Raw genomic sequence first — 6,454 nt, forward strand, 5'->3', positions numbered from 1 at the left:
CACCCACACCCATTAATGACTGGCCAGTCAGACATCTAAGGAGTGCCATGCCCGACAAGGTCTACGTCATCACCGGCCCGACCTCCGGCTTCGGCCGCCGCACCGCGCTCGCACTGGCCGAGCACGGCACCGTCGTGCTGGTCGGCCGCAACGCCGCCAAGCTCGACGACGTGCGCAGCACCATCGAAGGCACGGGCGGGAAGGCCGTGTCCGTCCTCTGCGACCTCTCGGACCTGACGAGCGTGCGACGCGCCGTCGCTCGGATCACCGAGCTCGGCCTCCCGATCGCCGGCGTGCTCAACAACGCCGGAATCTTCCCCAACCGTCCCGGCACGAACGCCCTCGGCTGGGACATCGCCTACGCGACCAACCACATCGGGCCCTTCGTGTTCACCGAGACACTCGTGCCCCACCTCGAAGACGGCACACAGGTGGTGTTCGTCGTCTCGGCTGTGGAGGATCCGGAGCGCAAGGCCGCCACCATGTCCGGCTTCCGCAGCGCCCGGTACATCTCCGCCGAGGCGAGCACCCGTGGCGAGTGGAAGCCCGGCGGCTCGAAACTGCCCGGCGCGGACGCCTACGCCACGTCCAAGCAGTGCAACCTGGCAACGGTGCTCGCCTTCGCCCGCGAAACACCCCGACTGCGGTTCAACGCCATCGAGCCCGGCTTCGCTCCCGGCACGAATCTCGGCCGTGACGCCGGCCCGCTCCTGCGTCTGCTGTCGAAGTACGTGCTCTCGCCACTGGCCCCGCTCATCAAGTACTGGACCAACCCGGGCACCGCTGCTCGCGTGATCACCCGGGTACTCACCGACGAGTCGGACACCACCGGCGTCTACTACGACGAGAAGGGACGACCCATGCGGGGTTCCGCACAGGTGCACGACCCGGCGTTCAACGCGCGGGTGGTCGCCGAAACCCGTGCGCTACTGGGAACAGTGCCCCACTGAGGACGGACTTCGGTCGGCCCCTCCCGGGCAACCGGACCCGGCCCACCGTACGGATGGCGCCGCCGCCCGCTCGGCCTGCACCTGCGAGGCATCGAGCGTGTCGCGAGAGGAGTCCAGCCAGTGAGCGGGCCTCGCCCCGATGCTGGACGCACGAGACACTGGGTCCTGGCCGCGTCAGCAGAGTCGGCAAAGAGCCGGCAAGTGTCCTGCCACAGCCACCCGCAGAGGGACACACCCTCGACGGGCACGGCACAACGGCATCGGGCTGACAGCACACCCGGCCGCCCAGCGCCCGCGAGGAGCCTGTGAAGGACGACGGGAGACGGCCGGCTGACCGGCCACAACCGTCCCGTCAGCCCTTCCCGCAGGTCAGCGAAGCCTCCCGCGCGGCTTCAGCGGCACCGGAGGCAGCACAGGGGCGGGCAGCGGATCCCCGTCGTACCCCTTCACCTCACCGAACCGGGACCCTTCCATCCAGTCCCGGCGAGCCTGTGCGATCTCCTCCTGCGACCGTCCGATCCAGTTCCAGAACATAGCGAAGCCTGTGCGCCTTTGCGCAGGTCAGCGGCGTTCCGGACCGCCGACGGTTAGCAAACTGTTAGCGTCGGTCCCGGAGGAGTCGTCAATCGTGAGTTCCACTGCCCTGGTTCGTCGGATGGGTTCGTTCTTCAAGGAGTGTGAGCATCCGCGGTCGCGGTGAGCTGTACTGAGATTTATGGAGTCCCTGATGCCAGGGTTACCGTCCTGGCGAAGGAGATCCACCAGCACCATGGCAGCACCCCGTAAATACCCCGGCGAGCTCCGCGAGCACACGATCCGTGAGGTCCGCGCCACCGGCCGCCCCATCGCCCACGTCACGAAGGATCTGGGCATCCACAAGGAGGCTCTGCGCGGCTGAGTCCGCCAGGCCGAGGCCGACCGCGACGACCGGCTGACCACCGCCGAGCAGGACGAGCTGAAGCAACTTCGCAAAGAAGTAGCGGAGTTGAAGCGAAGGAACGAGATCCTCAAGGCCGCCTCGGTATCTTTTGCCCAGGAGATCGACCATCCCCGGACGAGACCGAGCAGGTGATAGATCACCTGCGTGACAGAGGTCTCGGGGTCGATCCCGTCTGCCCGTGCACGGCCTGTCGCCGTCGACGTACTTCGCCCGCAAGAAGCGGCCGAAGTCCGCTCGCCGGCTCCGCGACGGACGTCTCATGCCGCTGATCGAACAGATCCACGCGGAATCGGGCGGCACCTATGGCACCCGCCGGATCACCCGCGCACTTCGATGCAAGGACGTGGACGTGGCCCGCTGCACCGTCGAGCGCCTGATGGCCGAGCTGGGCCTGGAGAGCGTCATTCGAGGCCGGCGGCGCCGCACCACCATCCCCGAGCCGTCGGCGCCCCGCCCGCCGGACCTGGTCGACCGTGTCTTCACCACCTCCCGGCCGGACCAGCTGTGGGCGGCGGACATGACGTACGTCCGCACCTGGTCCGGCTGGGCATACGTGGCGTTCGTCCTGGACGTGTACTCGCGGATGATCGTCGGCTGGCAGGTCGCGAATCACATGCGGACCGAGCTCCCGCTGGACGCTCTGGAGATGGCGCTGTGGAGGCGGAGGATCAAGAAGGACTCCGGTCTCATCCATCACAGCGACCGCGGGTCTCAATACGTATCAATTCGGTATACCGATCAACTCGCCGACATCGGCCTCAGCCTCCGTCGGCTCCGTCGCGGACAGCTATGACAACGCGATGACCGAGGCCCTGAACGGCACCTTCAAGGCCGAGCTGATCGAGATGCGGGGCCCCTGGAAGGACGTCGACCAGGTCGAATGGGCGATCTTCCAGTGGATCACCTGGTACAACGAGGAGCGTCTCCACTCCACGCTCGACTACGTACCGCCCGCTGAGTACGAGGAGCCTTCTGGCGGAGCCAGGAGCAGACCCCGCAGTCCGCCTGAAACAAAATCACCGGACTCTACAAAACTCAGTACTGCTCACCCTGATCATGGCATTCACGCCCTGCTCGCCCAACCAGTCCAGGATGAGTAGCGTCAGTCCTCGATGCCACGATCCTGGTCGATCTTTGGCCAGCGGCCCCGGTTACCTGTCACTGGCCCGACTCTACCGAGGTCCCCGCAGCAGGCGGGACGTCCGGTGGTCAAGTTCAGAGAAGTCTGCATCCGCTGCCCGATGCCCCACGTCAACCCCAAGATGCTCGCCCGGCTCACCGAGCTCGAAACCGACCTTCTCGACCGGCGAGGGCGCGCCGAGACCGAGGGCTGGGTCGGTGAGGTCGAAGGCATCGACCTCACCCTCACCTTCCTCCGCGCAAAGCGCAACGAGACCCAACGCCGAGCACATCGACCAGCTGTCCACCTCGGCATCCCCACACGCCTCCGTCCACAGGAGTCCGAAACCTTCCCCAGACCAGTGCCTGGAAGCGACCAACTGTCACCGAAGGACGACGCTCACACCGAGCAGGTCTAACAGCACAACCTCACGATCGCCGACATGGCGGCGCCCTTCCAACCGTGCCCTGGTCTCGGTCCCGGACTCCCAGTGCACGGTGAACAGGGTGGTGGCACCCCAGCCCGCTCAGAGGGATTGGCCCACCTGTGCAGTCAGCGCCCGCTGTGTCATCAGCTCTGTCATGGATTGCAGATCGGGCCCCGAGTAGGGGTGGTCGCCACTTCCTGTCCCGGACACCTCAATCACGACCGTTCCCACGCGAACCACGCTCAGCATCTGGCCGCTCTCTGGAGACGTGTACGCAAAGCTCTCGTCACCGGTTGCTGGCATGCTGAGGGCTCGATTGGCAGCGCCGACCCTCGATCGACTCAGGGCGTACCCGGCCTGGGCGTTCCTCTCGTCACTGTAGGCAAAAACGAGGAAGCGGGTGAGGGAGCGATCTCCGTCCGCGTACTTGGCACGTGCGACGTAGGACGCGTTCAGCCGGTCCGCGGCACCTGGGTCAGTCTCGAACAGCCGGGGCGCCCCGACCTGGCTCCACCCGACGGGGACATCGGCCGGGCCGGGCATCACGCTCAGCACGGCAGTCTCATCGGCGAGGGGAGCAATGTCCTCACGCGTGGGCCCGTCCGCCCCTCCGGTGGTACCAGAGGACACGGTGTCTCCAGGGGAACCCGTCACCAGGGGCGTGCCGCTGACTTCCGGTGCCCTGCTGCCCTGGGACGGTGCACCGTCGGTGTCGAGGACCTGGAGGATGCCGTAGACGGCGAGCGCGAGCAGGGCGACGAACGCAACCACCACGACGACCATGCTGGCCCGCCCGGCCGGAGTGTTGTTGAACGTAACCGGACCGAGGGAAAGCGTGCTGCCTCGGACCCGGGCGCTTCCGCTGATCTGGATGCTGTGGGAGACCTGCGACGAGTAGCCGACCGGTGCGGTGTCCGTAAGCGCGGCTTCGAGCCGGGCTGCGAAGTCCGGGTTGGCCTCGATCTGGCGGCGCAGTTCCTCCGCGAGAGCCGACACGGACTCAGGGGCCGTCGGCCGCTCCTCCAGGGCGCTCAGCGCAGCCCTGCCTTCCTCGCTGCCGACGAGCCTGCCCCGGACGAGACCCGTGACCGCCTGCGCGATCTCAGTGCCGACCGCTGCTGCGGCTCCCCCTACAACAGCCGTCATGACTCTGACTGTCTCCGCGACGATGTCCACGAACTCTGCCCCCGTCTGCCGCGAATCCAGGCAGACTGCGGCGGGAAGGCACAGTACAGCCAACACCTCAGCTATGTGAGGGCCATTCAGGACAATGCCAGGGCGTTGACCGCGTAGCCCTCATAGTGGCACCGTCGCCGCCGAGGATTTCGAACCAGGCGCTTCCCGCCACGCTCCTGAGTAGGACACCCCTTCGAGAGACAACCCGCGAGCTGCACTCGGCGTGCTCAAGCCTCATCCGGCAGCAGCGTGAACAACATCTCGTACTCGTATGCAAGGCCCCAGCAATCGCTGCGGTCCTCCTCCGGGGTCAGCACGTGCTTCTGCTGCTCGCCGTCCCGCCCTGATGCTGCCCGACGCCGTGCGCTGATCTTGCCGACGTCGGGTGACCTGCCCAGCGGCCGCCGACGCCACCACTTTCACTCCATCAATCTCGGAGGTTCACTGAAAGTCATATACCCGCCCTCACCCGTGAGGATGAAGTACAGAGAAGCACCGGTGAATATAAGGTAAAGTCGATCAAGCAGAAGGTTCGCGAACTGCTTGGCTACCCCTACCGACTCGCATCCCGAAGGGATCTTTCGTCGAGCAGTGGGTAAGAATCTCCACGAATGAACTCCACCGCGCGAAGGACGCGGACGTCAAGTACATGCGTAGCCGGCATCCCCTTGTGAACATGTCCTGGAGCAGGGCCGACTGCGTGCGCTACCTGACCTCTCTCGGTCTCGCTGATACCCCAGGACAGCTCCGACCACTGTGCCGGGCGCTCCCCACTCGTACAACGGTCTACCGAGGTAGGTCGTTCGTCCTTCGCCCTTCAAGAGACCCAGCATGAGCTGGATCGCTGTGGTCTTTCCCGCTCCGTTGGCCCCCAGGAAGCCGGTCACCTCACCAGAACGGAGAGTGAACGAGATGTCGCCCAAGACCCGCTTGGGGCCGAAAGACCAGCTCAGGCCTCGAGCTTCGACGAGTATCTCGCCCTTCACTGTGCTTCCTTCACGTGGCCGACCGGCCGATTGCCAACGGGGAATGTCGCTGAAACGACCACCATGGTGCGGATCGCTTCGGCTCATGTAGGGTCTTCTTGCGTTATCGCAAGGGGGAGGAAGTCTTCGAGGGTGACCTGAGCAGGTGTGGAAACCGAAGGGTCCCGGCGCAGACTTCTTCCCCCCGATTACTCATCTCTGAATTTGATGGCGTGCAAGTATAATTGCCTGCCAAGCCAGTACGGCGTGAACCAGAACGCACATTCCCCACGCTTTGAAGTCACGCGCTCCGTGACGGAAAAACGTCACCCATCCGGCCGTTACGAGGATCACGGACAGGATGCAGAGAGCCCAGGAAATGGCAAGCCATGGCGTGGAGAGTTCTGTAAGAAGCCTGATCGCGGTAAGTGGCGCAAGCGTCAGCAAAGGCAGGGCCCATGTGCCTTCGGTGGCCGTACGGGAAGACTGCGTATGGGTCATGGGGTGCTCCGTGTTTCCGTTTGCGGTGCGCGGACAGCCAACCGGGTCTGCCCAGGTAGTCTGGGCAGACCCGACTGCTGTCACTCAGTCAGGGGACGCAATCACTCCAGTCCCCTGACCTTCGTCAGTGCAGGGCGTTGTAGATCTCGAGAAGCGTCAGCCCGGGAGAGATCGCAGCGAGGGCGCCCTCACCCACCAGGACAGGCCGTCGTACCACTTCTTGAAGTCGCTGAACTTGCCGCCGATGGCCTTGGCGAAGCCGCCGACCTTACTGAAAGCGGCCTTGATGGCGCCCCACTTAGAGGACGTCTCAACTGGCTGGATCACTAGGCTGGCGGCCGTGATGGCGATGGTGGGGCGTCTGGTGCCGGACGG

Annotated in this window: 8 protein-coding genes and 2 pseudogenes; 6 read left to right on the plus strand and 4 right to left on the minus strand. The window is 65.3% G+C overall.

Going from position 1 to position 6,454, the window contains the following annotated elements; genetic code table 11:
• Window positions 1–47 precede the first annotated feature (47 nt).
• Window positions 48–950: an SDR family NAD(P)-dependent oxidoreductase gene (locus ACP4IX_RS34765; RefSeq protein ID WP_426558527.1), complete on the plus strand. Its 903-nt coding sequence runs from the start codon at window positions 48–50 to the stop codon at window positions 948–950.
• Window positions 951–1,319: 369 nt separating this feature from the next.
• On the opposite strand, the pseudogene ACP4IX_RS34770 reads toward ACP4IX_RS34765, so the two are convergent.
• Window positions 1,320–1,484, minus strand: a pseudogene (locus ACP4IX_RS34770) (pirin family protein); the annotation flags it as partial.
• 235 nt (window positions 1,485–1,719) lie between these two features.
• Here ACP4IX_RS34770 and ACP4IX_RS34775 point away from each other — a divergent pair.
• The 4 genes from ACP4IX_RS34775 (at window position 1,720) to ACP4IX_RS34790 (ending at window position 3,428) form a co-directional block, all read left to right on the plus strand.
• Window positions 1,720–1,848, plus strand: coding sequence for a transposase (locus ACP4IX_RS34775; RefSeq protein WP_426558529.1), 129 nt, complete (start codon window positions 1,720–1,722; stop codon window positions 1,846–1,848).
• Between the two features lie 220 nt (window positions 1,849–2,068).
• The gene (locus ACP4IX_RS34780) at window positions 2,069–2,683 is read left to right on the plus strand and encodes an IS3 family transposase (RefSeq protein WP_426558531.1); all 615 of its coding nucleotides are present in this window, start codon (window positions 2,069–2,071) and stop codon (window positions 2,681–2,683) included.
• 7 nt (window positions 2,684–2,690) lie between these two features.
• Window positions 2,691–2,990 carry an integrase core domain-containing protein gene (locus tag ACP4IX_RS34785; protein ID WP_426558533.1) on the plus strand — a complete coding sequence of 100 codons (300 nt, stop codon included), beginning with the start codon at window positions 2,691–2,693 and terminating at the stop codon, window positions 2,988–2,990.
• A gap of 105 nt (window positions 2,991–3,095) precedes the next feature.
• Complete coding sequence (locus ACP4IX_RS34790) at window positions 3,096–3,428, plus strand: hypothetical protein (protein WP_426558535.1); 333 nt, start codon at window positions 3,096–3,098, stop codon at window positions 3,426–3,428.
• Between the two features lie 108 nt (window positions 3,429–3,536).
• Here the strand turns inward: ACP4IX_RS34790 and ACP4IX_RS34795 are convergent, their stop codons facing one another.
• Window positions 3,537–4,613, minus strand: a complete 1,077-nt coding sequence (locus ACP4IX_RS34795; protein WP_426558537.1) for a hypothetical protein — start codon at window positions 4,611–4,613, stop codon at window positions 3,537–3,539.
• Window positions 4,614–5,068: 455 nt separating this feature from the next.
• Between ACP4IX_RS34795 and ACP4IX_RS34800 the strand changes: the two are divergent.
• A pseudogene (locus ACP4IX_RS34800) lies at window positions 5,069–5,352 on the plus strand (hypothetical protein); the annotation flags it as partial.
• Here ACP4IX_RS34800 and ACP4IX_RS34805 read toward each other — a convergent pair.
• Both ACP4IX_RS34805 and ACP4IX_RS34810 read right to left on the minus strand, forming a co-directional pair.
• Window positions 5,255–5,686, minus strand: a complete 432-nt coding sequence (locus ACP4IX_RS34805; RefSeq protein ID WP_426558539.1) for an ATP-binding cassette domain-containing protein — start codon at window positions 5,684–5,686, stop codon at window positions 5,255–5,257. The pseudogene ACP4IX_RS34800 and the gene ACP4IX_RS34805 sit on opposite strands and share 98 nt — an antisense overlap.
• 549 nt (window positions 5,687–6,235) lie before the next feature.
• The coding region (locus tag ACP4IX_RS34810) for a hypothetical protein (RefSeq protein WP_426558541.1) at window positions 6,236–6,454 on the minus strand (219 nt) is incomplete at its 5' end.

It is taken from the genome of Streptomyces sp. WG5 (genome assembly GCF_049974565.1).
Classification (GTDB): Bacteria; Actinomycetota; Actinomycetes; order Streptomycetales; family Streptomycetaceae; genus Streptomyces.